Annotated in this window: 15 protein-coding genes and 1 pseudogene; 10 read left to right on the forward strand and 6 right to left on the reverse strand. The window is 72.4% G+C overall.

The genetic code is table 11. The features are described from left to right. Positions 1-583: sigma-70 family RNA polymerase sigma factor (locus ACVNF4_RS21820; protein ID WP_461804547.1), on the reverse strand; the 583-nt coding region annotated here is incomplete at its 3' end. 91 nt (positions 584-674) lie between these two features. Here ACVNF4_RS21820 and ACVNF4_RS21825 point away from each other — a divergent pair. Further along, positions 675-1742: an alkene reductase gene (locus ACVNF4_RS21825; protein WP_461804548.1), complete on the forward strand. Its 1068-nt coding sequence runs from the start codon at positions 675-677 to the stop codon at positions 1740-1742. Positions 1743-1748: 6 nt separating this feature from the next. Here the strand turns inward: ACVNF4_RS21825 and ACVNF4_RS21830 are convergent, their stop codons facing one another. Beyond that, positions 1749-2297, reverse strand: a complete 549-nt coding sequence (locus ACVNF4_RS21830) for a VOC family protein (RefSeq protein WP_461804549.1) — start codon at positions 2295-2297, stop codon at positions 1749-1751. A 222-nt stretch (positions 2298-2519) separates the two neighbouring features. On the opposite strand from ACVNF4_RS21830, the gene ACVNF4_RS21835 reads away from it, so the two are divergent. The 4 genes from ACVNF4_RS21835 (at position 2520) to ACVNF4_RS21850 (ending at position 6287) form a co-directional block, all read left to right on the forward strand. Beyond that, positions 2520-3329 carry an IclR family transcriptional regulator domain-containing protein gene (locus ACVNF4_RS21835; protein WP_461804550.1) on the forward strand — a complete coding sequence of 270 codons (810 nt, stop codon included), beginning with the start codon at positions 2520-2522 and terminating at the stop codon, positions 3327-3329. A gap of 192 nt (positions 3330-3521) precedes the next feature. Then, positions 3522-4709 carry a CaiB/BaiF CoA transferase family protein gene (locus ACVNF4_RS21840; protein WP_461804551.1) on the forward strand — a complete coding sequence of 396 codons (1188 nt, stop codon included), beginning with the start codon at positions 3522-3524 and terminating at the stop codon, positions 4707-4709. Positions 4710-4779: 70 nt separating this feature from the next. Continuing rightward, positions 4780-5613: a citryl-CoA lyase gene (locus ACVNF4_RS21845; protein WP_461804561.1), complete on the forward strand. Its 834-nt coding sequence runs from the start codon at positions 4780-4782 to the stop codon at positions 5611-5613. Next, positions 5610-6287, forward strand: a complete 678-nt coding sequence (locus ACVNF4_RS21850; protein ID WP_461804552.1) for an alpha/beta fold hydrolase — start codon at positions 5610-5612, stop codon at positions 6285-6287. Before ACVNF4_RS21845 ends, ACVNF4_RS21850 begins: the two co-directional genes overlap by 4 nt. A 50-nt stretch (positions 6288-6337) precedes the next feature. Here the strand turns inward: ACVNF4_RS21850 and ACVNF4_RS21855 are convergent, their stop codons facing one another. Next, on the reverse strand, positions 6338-7246 hold the full coding sequence (locus ACVNF4_RS21855; RefSeq protein WP_461804553.1) for an oxygenase MpaB family protein: 909 nt from the start codon (positions 7244-7246) through the stop codon (positions 6338-6340). A gap of 394 nt (positions 7247-7640) precedes the next feature. On the opposite strand from ACVNF4_RS21855, the gene ACVNF4_RS21860 reads away from it, so the two are divergent. Continuing rightward, a complete protein-coding gene (locus tag ACVNF4_RS21860; protein WP_461804554.1) occupies positions 7641-8285 on the forward strand; it encodes a restriction endonuclease in 645 nt (214 codons plus the stop codon). A gap of 31 nt (positions 8286-8316) precedes the next feature. Here ACVNF4_RS21860 and ACVNF4_RS21865 read toward each other — a convergent pair. Both ACVNF4_RS21865 and ACVNF4_RS21870 read right to left on the reverse strand, forming a co-directional pair. Continuing rightward, positions 8317-8505: pseudogene (locus tag ACVNF4_RS21865) on the reverse strand (DUF4291 family protein); the annotation flags it as partial. 37 nt (positions 8506-8542) lie between these two features. Next, a complete protein-coding gene (locus ACVNF4_RS21870; RefSeq protein ID WP_461804555.1) occupies positions 8543-9160 on the reverse strand; it encodes a hypothetical protein in 618 nt (205 codons plus the stop codon). Between the two features lie 49 nt (positions 9161-9209). Between ACVNF4_RS21870 and ACVNF4_RS21875 the strand changes: the two genes are divergently transcribed. The 3 genes from ACVNF4_RS21875 to ACVNF4_RS21885 all read left to right on the forward strand — a co-directional run bounded on the left by ACVNF4_RS21875 (position 9210) and on the right by ACVNF4_RS21885 (position 12925). Next, entirely contained in the window at positions 9210-9896 is a 687-nt protein-coding gene (locus ACVNF4_RS21875) for a 2-phosphosulfolactate phosphatase (RefSeq protein ID WP_461804556.1), read from the forward strand. Between the two features lie 106 nt (positions 9897-10002). Further along, positions 10003-11007 carry a LacI family DNA-binding transcriptional regulator gene (locus ACVNF4_RS21880; RefSeq protein ID WP_461804557.1) on the forward strand — a complete coding sequence of 335 codons (1005 nt, stop codon included), beginning with the start codon at positions 10003-10005 and terminating at the stop codon, positions 11005-11007. Between the two features lie 106 nt (positions 11008-11113). After that, the gene (locus ACVNF4_RS21885) at positions 11114-12925 is read left to right on the forward strand and encodes an RICIN domain-containing protein (RefSeq protein ID WP_461804558.1); all 1812 of its coding nucleotides are present in this window, start codon (positions 11114-11116) and stop codon (positions 12923-12925) included. A 3-nt stretch (positions 12926-12928) separates the two neighbouring features. Here ACVNF4_RS21885 and ACVNF4_RS21890 read toward each other — a convergent pair whose 3' ends face one another. Next, on the reverse strand, positions 12929-13546 hold the full coding sequence (locus ACVNF4_RS21890; RefSeq protein WP_461804559.1) for a helix-turn-helix domain-containing protein: 618 nt from the start codon (positions 13544-13546) through the stop codon (positions 12929-12931). A gap of 107 nt (positions 13547-13653) precedes the next feature. On the opposite strand from ACVNF4_RS21890, the gene ACVNF4_RS21895 reads away from it, so the two are divergent. Then, on the forward strand, positions 13654-14315 hold a 662-nt coding region (locus ACVNF4_RS21895; protein ID WP_461804560.1), incomplete at its 3' end, for an IclR family transcriptional regulator.

Consider the following 14315-nt stretch of genomic DNA (forward strand, 5'->3'; position numbering starts at 1 on the left):
CGAGCAGCGCCTCCAGGTCACCGCCGCGCGACGCCGCGAGGAACGCGCCGACGACGTGCCGCTGACGGGCGAGGTCGGCGGGCGGGACCACCGGAGTGCCGCGCACCTTGTGGCGGGCGCGGCTGGCGAGCTTCTTCGCGGTGACCGGCGAGCGCTCCACGATCGGCGCGATCTCGTCGAACGGCACGGCGAAGGCGTCGTGCAGGACGAACGCGACCCGCTCGGCGGGGGCGAGCCGGTCGAGGACGACGAGCAGCGCCCGGCCGACCGACTCCGCGAGCAGCGCCTCGTCCTCGGGCCCGCCCGCCTCACCCCCGGCACGGTCCGGAACGCGCTGCCCGACCGGCTCCTCCCGACGCGCGGCCCGCGACCGCAGCAGGTCCAGGCACACCCGCGAGCAGACCGTACGCAGCCAGCCCGCCAGGTTCCCGACGTCACTCACATCGGTACGGCACAGCCGCAGCCACGTCTCCTGGACGGCGTCCTCCGCCTCCCCGAGCGAGCCGAGCATCCGGTACGCCACCGCCCGCAGCGGCCCGCGCTGTGCCTCGAACCGTTCCGCCAGCCGGTCCTGCTCGTCCATCGGTCACCTTTCTCCGCCGCACTCCGTCACCACCATGACGAACGCGACCGGGCCGACGTGACCGCGACCCGCATATGAGGAGACACACCCCATGCTCGACCAGCCGATCCTCCGCCCCCTCGACCTCGGGGACCTCCGCCTGCCCAACCGGGTGGTGATGGCCCCGGTCACCCGGGCCCGCGCGACCGACGACGGGCTCGTCCCGACCGACCTGCACACCGCCTACTACGCCCAGCGCGCCGGCGCCGGGCTGATCGTCACCGAGGGGACCTGGATCAGCGAACAGGCCATCGGGTTCACCGCCGTCCCCGGCATCTACACCGAGGAGCAGATCGCCGGCTGGCGGCGCGTCACCGACGTCGTCCACGCCCTCGGCGGGCGCATCGTCCTCCAGCTCTGGCACACCGGCGCGGCCTCGCACCCCGACCACCTCGGCGGCCGGACCCCGGCCGGGCCGTCCGCCGTCAATCCGAACGAGCGGTCCTTCACGCCCGGCGGGTTCAAGGAGACCGTCACACCCCGGGAGATGACCGCCGCCGACATCGCGGCGACGGTCGCCGACTACGGGAAGGCCGCCGGGAACGCCCGCCGCGCCGGGTTCGACGGCGTCGAGATCCAGGCCGTCGGCTCCTTCCTGCTCCCGCAGTTCCTCAACCCGCTCCTCAACCACCGCACCGACGCCTACGGCACGGACCGCCACCGCCTGCTCCTCGACGTCGTCGACGCGGTCGCGGCCGCCTGGGACGGCCGTCGCGTGGGCGTCCGACTCTCCCCGTACTGGACGTCGGGCGACTGGTTCCTCGCGGACGACGACACGCTCGCCGACTTCGACACGCTGGTGGAGCGGCTCGACGGCGGGCCCGTCGGCTACCTGCACCTGCGCGGACGCGACCGCGCGACCCCGGCGACGGACGACTTCACCCGCTACCGCAAGCGGTTCCACGGCCCCCTGATCGCCAACAACGGCTTCGGCCCCGACTCCGCGAACGCCGCCCTCACGGCCGACGCCGCCGACGCGGTCTCCTTCGGCACCGCGTTCATCGCCAACCCCGACCTCGTGACCCGGTTCGCCCTCGGGCAGCCGCTGTCCGCCGCCGACCCCGGCACGTACTACACGGGCGGGGCCGCCGGATACGTCGACTACCCGGCGGCGAGGTGATCCGGCTCAGCGGTACGTGTTGTTGCTGGTGTGCTCCCCGCTCAGCCAGGACGCCAGCTCCGCGCGGGCGGTGCGGCGGCGCTGCGCGTCGGACTCCTCGATGCCCGGCGCGTCGAGGGTGAACTCCAGGAGGAGGCCGTTGGGGTCGCTGGTGTAGAGGGAGCGGCAGTAGCCGTGCTCCAGGACGTACGTCTCGTCGGGCCGCCAGCCGGCCTCCCTCAGGCGTCCGGCGATCGCGTCCTGCACACTTTCGGTGACCTTCAGGGCGATGTGCTGGAACGGCGAGTGCGGCATCTCGGGGCCGAACCGCTTCTGGTCCTCGGGGTCGGCGAACTGGAAGAAGGCCAGCGCGCTGCCGTCGCCGAGGCCGTAGAAGGTGTGGCAGTAGGTGCGGACCGCGCCGAACAGCTCGTCGGACTCCTTCCAGGTCGCGATCAGCGGCAGGCCGATGACGTCCTCGTAGAAGGCGCGGGTCGCCTCCTGGTCCTGGGTGACATAGGCGTTGTGGTGCAGGCGCGACGGGAGGGACGAGGCGTCGGTGGAGGGCTGAGTCATGTTCGACTCTCCTTCTGGGGTTCCCGGTGAGTTCGGACCGGCATTGGCGGACGCCTGTCCGCTGTGCGGTCACTTCTCGCAACACTGGTACGCGTGACCCCGGTCGTCAACCCTCCGGAAGGGGTGACTACCGAGGCCGCACGGCCCGCTGCGGAGGGTGGACCGGGACGCGGACGGGCGGCGTAATCTGGACGCCCGTCAGTCGAAGGAGAGGCGCAGCAGATGCCGCGTACGGGCACCGGGCCGGATTTCATCGAAGCGCTGGCGCGCGGGCTGGAGGTGATCACCGCCTTCGCCCCGGGACGGCCGGTGATGTCTCTGTCCGAGACGGCGACGGCGACCGGCCTCGCCCGTCCGACCGCGCGCCGCATCCTCCTGACCCTGGAGGAGCTGGGCTACGTCCGCGCCGACGACCGGGGATATGCCCTCACCCCGCGCGTCCTGGACCTCGGCATGGCGTACGTCGGCTCCCTCGGCCTGTGGGACGTCGCCCGCCCCCACATGGAGCGCCTGGTGGCCCGCACCTGCGAGTCCTGCTCGATCGCCCAGCTCGACGGCGGTGACATCGTGTACGTCGCCCGGGTCGCCGTCCCGAAGATCGTCACGCTCGCCGTGCAGATCGGCACCCGCTTCCCCGCCCTCCAGACCTCCCTCGGCAAGGTGCTGCTCGCCGCGCTGGAGCCGGCCGCGCTGGAACGGACGCTCGCGGAACCCACCCGCTCCGGCCTCACCCCGCTGTGGCGGCCGGACGCCGAGGAACGGGACGCCGTGCTGCGCGAGGTGCGCGCGCAGGGGTGGGCGCTCGCCGACGAGGACCTGGCCCTCGGCATCCGCTCCGTCGCGGTGCCCCTGCGGGACGGCGAGGGGCGGGTGGTCGCCGCCGTCAACGTCAACGCCCACGCGGCGGAGACGTCGCTCGCGGAACTGCGGGAGCGGCATCTGCCGCTGCTGCTCCAGACGGCGGGGGAGATCAGCGCCGAGTTCGCGCGCCTGACGGCCGTTCCGCGCGCGGTGGTGGCCGTCTCGGGCTGATCCCTGCGGGAGCGGGGCCGGCGGTCTCGCGCCGGCCGGCGGAGGGCTTGCCCCGATCGGTGCGCGGGTCTTGCGTCGATCAGCAGGGGGTCCTGCGCTGATCGTCCGGGGGTCTCGCCCCGGAAGGCTCCCGCGTGCCACAATCCCAAGTCGGCGGACAGATGTCCGCTGTGCGGTCGGAGGGATGGTTCCATGGAGATGCCCACACCGTCGGGGCCGAGAGGCGGCCCGCTGTCCGGGCTGCTGGTCGCCGACTTCTCCCGGGTGCTGGCGGGCCCGTACGCGACCATGCTGCTCGCCGACCTCGGCGCCGAGGTCGTCAAGGTCGAGGCGCCCGCCGGGGACGAGACCCGCAGCTGGATGCCGCCGACCAGGGGCGGGACGTCCACGTACTACCTCGGCGTCAACCGGGGCAAACGCTCCCTCGCGCTCGACCTGCGTGCTGAGGGCGACGCCGAGGCGGCCCGTGAACTCGCGCGGCGCGCGGACGTCATGATCGAGAACTTCAAGCCGGGCGCCCTCGCGAAGTACGGCCTCGACTTCGACGCCGTCAGCGCCGCGAACCCCGGTGTCGTGTACGCCTCGATCACCGGGTTCGGCCCCGGCGCGGGCTCCCACGTTCCCGGGTACGACCTGATGGTCCAGGCGATCTCCGGCCTCATGAGCCTCACCGGCGACCCCGAGGGGGAGCCGTTCCGCGCCGGGATCTCCGTGTTCGACGTGATGGCCGGCAACCACGCGGTCATCGGCATCCTCGCCGCCCTGCGCCACCGCGACGCCACCGGCCTGGGCCAGCATGTCGAGGTCAACCTCCTCTCCTCGGCCCTGTCCGGCCTGGTCAACCACAGCTCCGCGTACGTCGCCGGCGACACCGTGCCCTACCGGATGGGCAACGCCCACCCCAGCGTCTTCCCCTACGAGCCGTTCCCCACCGCCGACCGCGACCTCATCGTCGCCGCCGCCAACGACGGCCAGTTCCGGCGCCTGTGCGAGGTCCTCGGCATCCCCGAGACCGCCGACGACCCCCGCTTCGCCCACAACAAGGACCGCACCGCCCGCCGCGAGGAACTCCGTCCCCTGCTGGTGGAGCGGCTCGCGACACGGGGCGCCGGTGAGTGGTTCGAGGCCCTCGTCGCCGCCGGGGTGCCGGCCGCGCCCATCAACACCATCGACGGGGGGTTCGCGGCGGCCGAGCGGTTCGGGCTCGATCCGGTGGTGGAGGTGGGGGAGGGGGAGCGGGCCGTCCCGATGGCCCGGCATCCCATCGGGTTCTCGGCGACACCGGCGCGGTATGAACTGCCGCCGCCGGAACTGGACGAACACGGGCCGGAGTTGCGGAAGTGGCTGGCGGGGCCTGGAGAGGGGGAGGGGCGTGGCTGAGCAGAGGGAGGGGACGTCGGTGTCGGAGGCGTCGGGTTCGGAAGCGTCGGTGTCGCGGGGGTCGGATGACATGACCGGCAAGTCCTCCGGGGGCGCCACCCCTGTGGACCCCTCGTACCCCACCGCCCTCGGCGCCTCCTCCCGCACCGCCATCACCCTCCTCGGCGACGACCTCGCCGCCGACATCATGGGCACCGTCGGCTTCGGGGAACTCGCCTACCGCCTCGCCACCCAGCGCCGCCCCACCCCCGGACAGGTCCGCGTCTTCGAGGCGGTCCTCGCCGCCCTCGCCGACCACGGCTTCACCCCGACCGCGATCGTCACCCGCCTCACCTACCTCTCCGCCCCCGACTCCGTCCAAGGCGCCCTCGCCGCAGGGCTGTTGGGCGGCGGCTCACGCTTCCTCGGCGTCACCGAGGACACCGGGACCTTCCTGCACGACATCCTCGAACGCCACCAGGGCCCGCTCCCGCAGAGCGAACCGGAGTGGGACGCGCTCGCACTCGACACCGTCCGCACGCAGAAGGCGGCCGGACGCTTCGTTCCCGGTCTCGGGCACCACGTCCACAAGGACGGCGACCCCCGCACACCCCGCCTCATGCAGATCGCAAAGGAAGAAGGGCAGTTCGGCCCCCACCTCGCCCTCTTCGCCGCGATCGGCCGAACGCACCCCCAAGTCCTCGGTAAAACCCTCCCGTTGAACGGCGCCGGCGTCTGCGGCGCCGCCCTCGCCGACCTCGACCTCCCCATCCCCCTCCTGCGCGGCTTCGCCCTCCTCGCCCGCACCGCCGGCCTCATCGGCCAGCTCGCCGAGGAGATGCGCCACCCCGTCGCGAACGACATCTTCCTCTCCGTCGACCTCAACAACCGCCCCGTCGCCCCCGACCCCTGGGACCCCCGGTGACCCGGCCCCCCACCGTCCTCCTCGTCCACGGCGCCCACCACGGCGCCTGGTGCTGGGACGAGGTCAGAACACGCCTGCCCTTCCGCACCGAGGCCATCGACCTCCCCCTGACGTCCTACGCCGACGACACCGACACGGTCCGGGACGCCGTCCACGCGGCGGCCCGGCACGGCCCCGTCCTCCTCGTCGCCCACAGCTACGGCGGCCTCCCCGTCTCCGCCGCCGGCCACGCCGCCGACCGCCTCGTCTACATCGCCGCCCGCATGCCCCGCCCCGACGAGTCCCCGGCCGCCCTGACACCCCACTGGAACGCCCCCGGCTTCCACGAGGTGCTGAAGGAGACGGCCGACGGCACGCTCACCCTGCTCCCCGGAGCCCGCGAGATCCTCTACTCCGGCACACCGGCCGTGTACGCGCAGCGGGCGGCGGCCCGCTGGCGCCCCATGCGCAGCCGAGTCCCCGACACACCGCTCCGAGACCCCGCCTGGCTCTCCGTCCCGAGCGCCTACGTCATCTGCGCCGAGGACCACACCGTCCGCCCCGAAGCCCAACGCACCTGCGCCGCCCACGCCTGCACCCGCCTCGAACTCCCCTGCGACCACTCGCCGTTCTACTCGGCCCCGGACGAACTGGCCCGATTCCTGGGGGAACAGGCGGCACTGACCGCACGCTAGCCCCGGGTGAGGCATGCGGGAGGGGGCGTCGTCGTCCGAACCGGTCGTATTCAGCCGGAGGCGAGCCGCTCCCGTGCGGCGGCCTGGATCTGGGAAGGGCCGAGGCCCCACTCGATGGTGCGGCCGACGGCTGTGGCGAGGGGGCGGTCCCAGGTGGTGCGGACGAACGCCGGGCGGTGGAGGGAGAGTTCGGTGCGGGCCCAGGCGGGGAGGAGGCCGATGGAGGCGTTGGTGAGGCGACGGACGGCCAGGCGTTCGCGGCGGGTGCGGCCGAAGCGGCGCAGGAACCGGACGGAGTCGAACGCGGCGCGGGTGGCGTGGAGTTCGGGGCGGACCCGGGCCAGGAAGTCGGCCACTTCGAGGGTTGTGCGCGGGACGTTCCGGGCGCCCAACGCCTCGGCTATGGGCGCCACTTGACGGTAGTAGGCGTCGCACTCCGCCGGGGTCAGCCGCTGCGGCCGGGGCGCGTACGTCTGGTGGCCCGCGAGGAAGCTGCGCACCTCGGCGGTGTGGACCCAGGTGAGGAGGTCGGGGTCGTCCGCGCGGTAGGGGCGGCCGTCGGGGGCGGTGCCGTTCACCTTCGTGTGGATGCGGCGGACGAGGCCGATGACCTCGCGGGAGGCGTCCGACGAGCCGAAGGTGGTCGTCGTGACGAACCGGACGGTCCCGTTCAGCCGCCCGACCGGATCCGCACGGAAGTCGGAGTGCTGGTCGACTCCCGCCATGGCCAGCGGATGCAGCGACTGGAGCATCAGCGCGGAGAACCCGCCCGTCAGCATCCCGGTGGCATGCCCGTGCACCCGCCACACCGGATCCCCCGGCGCGATCCCGAACAACCCGGGATCACCGGCCGGCCCCGCATACCGCTCCAGCCTCAGATCCCCGCCGTGCATGGTCGCCGCCAACTCCGCCGCGATCCGCTCCCGCACTCCCACCAGCGCCTCCGCGTCCCTCGGCACCCCCGGCCGTCCTCAGCCGAGGGTACCGACCCGCCTCACGAGCACCGCCGGGAGGATGAGCGGCAGGTACAGGAGGCCGGTGCGGGACGTCCGTCCACGGGGTCCGGGCGCCGCCTGCGCCGCGCGCCGAAGTGGCCGATGTACCAGGTACGCGGGTCCGTGACGACCGTACGGGGTCGCGCGGACCGGCTCACCCGGCCCGAACGCGTCGACCACCATGCGCACCCGCTCCGACGCCTCGGCCGCCGCGCGACGCCCGCCGAGCCGATCAGCCCGGTCACCTGCGGACGGCACCGCGCCACCCCACCACGTCCATGGCCGAGAACACGCTCTTGGCCCCGCCGCTCCACGCATCCACACTGGCGGACGGACCAGTGTGAACGGGGGCGGGGCGATGGCGAGACGGCGGTCGAAGAAGGTCCGGCGCAGGAACGTGCGGCTGGCCGGCGGTGCGCTCGCCGTCTGCCTGTTCCTCGTGTGGCAGTTCCCCTGGGTGTTCCTCGGACTCGTCGGCACGGCCGGAGCCGGTACCGGCGGCTGGTACCTGTGGCGTGCGCACCGGCGCGAACGCCTCGGTGATCTCGCCTGGCGGGGCCGGGAGCGGCGGATCGCCCTGGAGCGGTCCATGGCCGCCGTCGACGCCATGACCTGGCAGGACTTCGAACAGTACGTCGCCGAACTGTGCCGCCGCGACGGCTGCACCGGAGTCCGTGTGGTCGGCGGCGCGGGCGACCTCGCCGCCGACGTCGTCGCCCGCCTCCCCGACGGCCGCCACCTCGTCGTCCAGGTCAAGCACTACGCACCCCACCGCAAGGTCCCCAGCGGCGACATGCAGAAGTTCGTCGGAATGGCCTTCGCCGAACACCACGCGGACGTCGCCCTGTTCGTCGCCACCTGCGGCTACAGCGTCCACGCCCGCGACCTCGCCCTCAGGCACAACATCATCGCCCTCGACCGGGACCTGTTCGGCTCCTGGAACAACGGGGCGCCGTTGTCGTCCGTGCTCTCCCTCGGAGGGAAGGGGAGGAACGCGGCCTGACGCCGTCACCCCCTCGGGACGAGCACGAGTCCGAGGTCGCCAGCACCGCTTTCGACAGCGCCTCCGCCCAGCCCCGCCGACCGATCCGCACCGCGAGTACCCGTTCCTGACCGGACTTCCGGGCCCAGTTGCTGCGGTGCATGAGCCACAGGAACGACAGCCTGATCCGCGTCATCCGCCGGAACGAGAACGGCGCGACGAAGCGCCCCGCACACAGCGCCGTGAACTCCCCGGGGATGCTGAGGGCCGACCCCTCTTCAGCTCTCGCGGATCCACAGCGAAAGATCACTGCTCGTCGCCACGGCGAGCGTCCGCCCCGAGGGCGAGAATCCGGCAGCCCGCAGTTCGGAGTAGTTCGAGTGGAAGAGGTGCCACCACCGCTCACCGTGCGGACCGGAGTGGGGCAGTCCGCTGCCACGGGAGAGCAGGACGCGCTCGTTGGGCCAGGCCGGGGCCACGACTTGCAGGGCCCAACCGCCTGAGGCGCCGGTGTGCAGTCCTCCGCCGAAGAGACCGGCGATGTGCACTCTGTGTCCGGCGACCGGCCCCAGGCCCGGACACGTGAGATCGGGGTCCGAGTCGGGAAAGTCGCCCTCGGGATCGCGGGCGATCTTCTCCCCCGTGACGGCGTCGAAGAGGCCATGACCGTCGTTCGAGACGACCATCACCAAGTCGTCCCCGGTGTCCGGACGCACCGCGAAACCGATCCCGAGCAGCCCGCCGACCGGCGTGTAGGCGACGCGCCTCCAGGGCTCGGGCGCCGGCACGACGGGAGCGGCGAGGAGCCGTTCGCGCATCGCCTGCTGGTACGGGGAGAACTCCGGCTCGCAGCCTGGCCGTTCAACCGGAGATTCCTTCTTCGTCGGCTTGTCCACACGGCCATGATCCACCCCGCGGCGCTCACGCCGGCGTGATCATAGTCGGATGGACACACGTTTCCTCGGTATCGGTGAAGTCACCCGACCTCCGTCCGTGGCGGTCGTGATCGACGTCATGCGGGCTTACACAGTCGCGGCCTGGGCCTTCGAGAGGGGCGCGGAGAAGATCGTGCTCGCCGGATCGCTGGACGAGGCCCTGGAGCTGAAGGCACGGCACCCGGACTGGACGGCGCTCAAGGACGGCCCGCCCGCGCCGGGGTTCGACGCGGTGAACTCGCCGGGGATGCTGCGGACCGCCGACCTCGCCGACCGGACGGTCGTGCAGAAGACCACGGCCGGCACGGTCGGCGCCCTGGCGGTCAGGGGCGCGTCGCTGGTGCTGTGCGCGAGCTTCGTGGTCGCCGAGGCGACGGCGAGGGTGCTGCGGACGCGGGGCGGTGACAGTGTGACGTTCGTGGTCACCGGCGAGGACGGCCGGGCGGACGAGGACCTGGCGTGCGCGCAGTACATCGCGCGGAGAGCCGTGGATCCCGGGACCGATCCCGCCGAGTACCTCCGCCGGGCCGCCGAGTCACGCGCAGCCGCCGAACTGACCGAGCGGATACGCAAAGGGGTCCACCCCGACGACGTCCGGCTCTGTCTCGAACTCGACCGGTTCCCCTTCGCGATGGTGGCGGCCCCGGAGGACGGGCTCATGGTCCTGCGGCCGTACGACGCCTCCGCCGGGCGGTAGAAAAACGGGCGAACCGGTTCGAGGGTTCGTGCGGGAGGCATTGACAGGTGCCCCGGGCGCTCCTAACTTCCCTCACGCGAACCGGTTCGACGTCGAAGGAGTGCCCGTGAACATCGGTGAGATCGCGCGGCGGGCCGGTGTCTCCCGGAGCACCGTCTCGTACGCGCTCAGCGGCAAGCGCCCGGTGTCGGAGGACACCCGCCGCAAGGTCCAGCGGGTCATCGACGAGCTCGGCTACCGCCCCAACGCCAGCGCCCGAGCCCTCGCCAACGGCCGCACCAGCACGATCGGCCTCGCGTTCCCGCCCGCCGGTGACCACTACACCGGCATGCAGCTCGATTTCATCGGCAGCGTCGTCGAAGCGGCGGCGGCCCACGACCACGACGTCCTCCTCTCCCCGAGCGGCGTCGACAGCGACCGCTCCTTCCAACGGCTGCTGGGGGAGCGGCGCGTGGACGGCGCGATCCTCATGGAGATCAAGCTGGCGGACGACCGCGTCGACCACCTGGCCGCCCTCGGCTTCCCCGCCGTCACCATCGGCCGCACCGCCCGCTCGGCGGGCGACTGGTGGGTGGCGCTGGACCACGCGACCCTGGCGGCGGCCTGCGTGCACCACCTCGCCGACCTCGGCCACCGCCGGATCGCCCTCGTCAACCGCCCCGAACGCCTCCTGCGCTCCGGCTACGAGTCGGCCCACCGGGGCCTGGAGGGCTTCACGAAGGCCGCCGCCGAACGCGGCCTGACCGTCCGCTCGTACTGCTGCGGCGACGACGCGGCCTCCGGCGAGGCGTGCCTGGAGCGGATCCTGTACGACGACCCGGCGACCACCGCGCTCGTCACCCTCAACGAAGCCGCGCTCGGCGGCCTGTACCGAGGGCTCGCGCACGCCGGCCGGCACGTCCCGCGCGACTTCTCCCTCACCGGCGTCGTGGCCGCCCGCTGGGCCGAGACCGTGACCCCGCAGCTCACGGCGGCCGACGTACCGGCCGCGCACATGGGCCGGCTGGCGGTGGACCTGCTCATCGAACGCCTCGGCACCCCGGACGCCCCCGCCCGCCACCACCTCCTGACCCCGCCGATCTCGCTGCGGGCCAGCACGGGCCCCGCCTGACCGAACTGCCGCCGTACGCACCCGACTTGACGGTTCACCCGCATATGTCATGCACACGTCACGCAACTCGCACATGGCAACGCCCGACGAGACAAGGAGCCCCGCCATGCACGTGCCCCGCACATCCCTGCTCGCAACCGCATTAGCCACCCTCCTCGCCCTCGCGCTTCCCACCACCTCCGCCCACTCCGCCGACACCACCCTCACCGTCGACTTCGCCACCGCCGGCGCCGCCCCCACCTACCACGCCTCCGGCACCCTCTACGGCATGACCGAGAACGGCACCCTCCCGCCGGACCACTTCTACAAGGACCTCAAGTGGAAGTTCGAGCGGGCCGGCGGCGCCCAGCTCGACCGCCCCGGCGGGTGGGCGGCCGGGAAGTACGACCGTCGCTGGAACTCCACCATCGCCCAGTACCGCCGCACCAAGTCCCTCGGCGGCACCTTCGTCATCCTCCCGCACGACATCTGGGGAGCCGACGGCACCACCACCCCCCGCTTCCCCGGCGACGGCGGCAACTGGTCCGACTTCGACGCCTTCTACGCCCGCCTCCTCGCCGACGTGAAGGCCGCCGGCGCCACCGACATGCAGTGGGACATCTGGAACGAACCCGACTGCTCGTTCTTCTGGGGCTCCGGCCAGCCCCAGTACCTGGAGATGTGGAAACGCGCCTACCAGAAGATCCGGACGGCGATCCCCGGTGCCGTCATCGTCGGCGCGAGCACCTGCGGCCACCCGGACCCGGGCAACACCTGGTGGAACACCTACCTCGACTACGTGAAGGCCAACAACGTCCAGCCGGACATCTACAGCTGGCACAACCTCCCCGGCGACCCGGTCGCCGACGGCAACTCCCTGCGGGCCAAGCTGTCGGCCCGCGGGATGACGACGTCCCGCCCGTTCCAGGTCAACGAGTACGCCGCGAGCAACGAGCAGAACCCCGGACGCGGCGGCTGGTACATCTCCCGTCTGGAGCGCGCCGGCGCGGACGGACTGCGCGCCAACTGGGCGGGCGGCGCGAACCTGCACGACTTCGCCGCGCGGCTGCTCACCAAGTCGGGGAGCCAGTACCTGCCGCTGGGGGAGTGGTTCCTGTACCGGTTCTACGGCTCGCAGACCGGCAACATCGTGAAGGTCACGCCCGGCACCAACACCGACGCGGTCGCCACCAAGGACAACACCGCCCGCGACGCGAAGATCCTGCTCGGCAGCAACGGCAACACCGGAAACGTCACCGTGAGTCTGGGCCGCCTCGACACCACGTCCGTCGTCGAGAACGGGCGCGTACGGGCGGTCGTCCAGCGCGTCCCGAACAACGGGGGCGGCGCGGTCACCGGGCCCGTCACCGTCTCGGACCAGCAGCTCACCATCAGCGGCAATTCGGCGTCCGTGCGGGTGCCGTGGACCGACGCGGCCGACGGCTACACCGTCACCCTGCTGCCGCCGTCGAACACGACCGTGTCGACCGTCGCCGTCGTCCAGCACAGCGGGCAGTGCCTCGACGACACGAACCTCTCCACCGCCGACGGCACGCAGTACCGGCAGTTCCCCTGCGAGGGCGGGTTCCAGCAGATGCTGGACCTGAAGCCGGTCGCCGGACGCGCCGACACCTACACCATGGTCAACCAGCTGAGCGGCAAGTGCCTCGGTGTGGCCAACGCGTCGACCGCCGACGGGGCGGCCGTCCAGCAGGACGCCTGCGACGGGGGCACGGACCAGATGTTCACGCTGAACCCCGTGAGCGCGCTCGGCAACGCGAAGGACCGCCAACTGGTCGCCGTGCACAGCGGGAAGTGCGTCGACGTGACCGGCGTGTCCACCGCGGCGAGTGCGGTCGTCCACCAGTGGACGTGCGACGCGGCGAGCGCGCTGGCGAACAAGCGGAACCAGGTGTGGCGGCTGTCGGGACTGGGGTGAGCCTCAGGCCGTCGTCCCCCCTTTGATCACCGTCGCGCTGATCTGCCGGACCTGCGGCAGCGTCGTCACCATGTGCGCGACGACCCGGTCGCTCAGGCAGACGTGCTGGTGCGGGATGTCGCCGGGGAAGCGCGCGAAGTCCCCGGCGGCCAGGTCGACCGGCTCGGTGAGCGGGCCGGTGCGGAGCTTGCCGGTGATGACGTAGACGTGGTGGAGGGTGCCCGGCGCGTGCGCGGCGATCGGCTCGGGCCGGCCCGCCGCACGCTCCAGGCGCAGGACGAGGGTACGGACGTACCCGGAGCCGTACACCTCGTCCAGGAGCCGCTCCGACCAGTTCCCGGTGGTGTTCCACTCGCCCTCGTCGTGGCGCTGGACGTAGACGGGGGTGCCCCACTCGGTGAGGAGTCTGCGGGCCGGGACGTCGAGGGCGGAGCCCAGGAGGGAGAGGGTCTCGACGGTCGGGTTGCCGGAGCCCTGCTCGATCTTGGACAGCGTCTGCTTCGACAGTCCGGAACGGCGGGCCAGTTCCCCGAGCGACATCGCCCGCTCCAGGCGGAAACGGCGGACATTGCGCGCGACGAGCTCGTTCTCGTGATGCTGGTCGTCACTTTTAATGTGCATGGTGTCAATGTTGACGGACGGGAGGCCGCCTGCCCATGCTTGTCACGTAAAGCTTTCCGAATGGTGCAATGAAATTGACGCCATCCCTCGAAGCCGAGGTGAAACGCATGACCACCGCTCCCGAGGTCCGCGACGACAGGGCCGCCGTCGACAAGGCCATCAGCCTCCTCACCGCCTTCGGTGACCGGGGCAGCAGCGGCGTCGGAGTGAGTGAACTCGCCCGCCGGGCGCAGTTGAGCAAGTCGACCGCGTTCCGGCTGCTGGGCTCGCTGGAGCGCAACGGCGTCGTGGAGCGCGTCGGCACCGACTACCGCCTCGGTGAGCGCCTGCACCAGCTCGGCCGCTCGGTCTACGCCCCCGACCACGACCACGTCCACGACCTCCTCCTCCCGCACCTCACGGACCTCTACGAACTCACCCGGCACACCGCGCACCTCGCCGTCCTGCACGGCACGGACGTCGTCTACCTCGCCAAGCTCTACGGCCACCGCCCCGCCCCCGTCCCCTCCCGGGTCGGCGGCCGGCTCCCGGCGCACGCGACGGCGGTCGGCAAGGTCATGCTCGCGTACGACGCGGAAGCCGCCGCCCAGACGCTCTCGGCCCCGCTGCACCGCTTCACCCCGCACACCCTCGCCGACCCCACCGCCCTGCGCGCCGAACTCGACCGCGTCCGCCGCGAGGGCATCGCGTACGACGACGAGGAGAGCCGCCCCGGCCTCAGCTGCGTCGCCGCGCCCGTCCTGGACCGCGCCGGGCGCCTCGTCGCCGC

This window comes from Streptomyces sp. S6 (assembly GCF_054880855.1).